The following is a 755-nucleotide window of genomic DNA, read 5'->3' on the forward strand; positions in this document are numbered from 1 at the left end:
AGGTCACAGCTTCACTCCCTCTAAACATTTCCTGGGAGCATATTTGCGATACACTGATGTAAGACAGCCCGCGCACCTCTTGCCGCTCCGTGATACACTCTCTAGGTAATTTTCAAAAAATGAAGACAGGAAAATTCGATGATTTACAGTATGACTGCGTATGCGCGCAAAGAAGTAAAAGGCGATTGGGGCTCAGCGGTATGGGAAATCCGCAGTGTAAACCAGCGTTACCTAGAAACCTATTTCCGCATGCCAGAACAATTCCGAGCTTTGGAACCAGTTCTACGCGAGCGTTTTCGTAAACGTCTAGCGCGAGGAAAAGTGGAATGTAGCCTTCGTTTCGAAGCGAACCCTGCAGCAAAAGCCGAGCTTAGCATCAACGAAGCGTTGGCAACCCAAGTGATTAAAGCTGCTGAACAAGTTATGCACATGACTGGTGAGCTCAGCCGCATCAATCCATTTCAAGTCATGCAATGGCCTGGTGTGATGGAAACTCCAGAGCAAAACATGGATGAGGTCAACAAAGAACTGCTTGCTGCATTTGATGAAGCAATTAGTGAATTTATTGAAGCGCGTGGCCGTGAAGGCGACAACATGAAAGCGCTGATCGAACAACGCCTAGACGCGATTACCGCAGAAGTGGTGAAAGTTCGTGCTCGCATGCCTGAAATCCTAGAATGGCAACGTGAGCGTCTATTCTCAAAATTTGAAGATGCGAAAATTGAACTGGATGCTTCTCGTGTAGAACAAGAGCT

The 755-nt window shown here is 47.0% G+C and carries 1 protein-coding gene; it reads left to right on the forward strand.

What is annotated here, in order from left to right; genetic code table 11:
* Window positions 1-138 precede the first annotated feature (138 nt).
* On the forward strand, window positions 139-755 hold a 617-nt coding region (locus R8N49_RS26730), incomplete at its 3' end, for a YicC/YloC family endoribonuclease (RefSeq protein WP_318190399.1).

It is taken from the genome of Vibrio sp. 1978 (assembly GCF_033344345.1).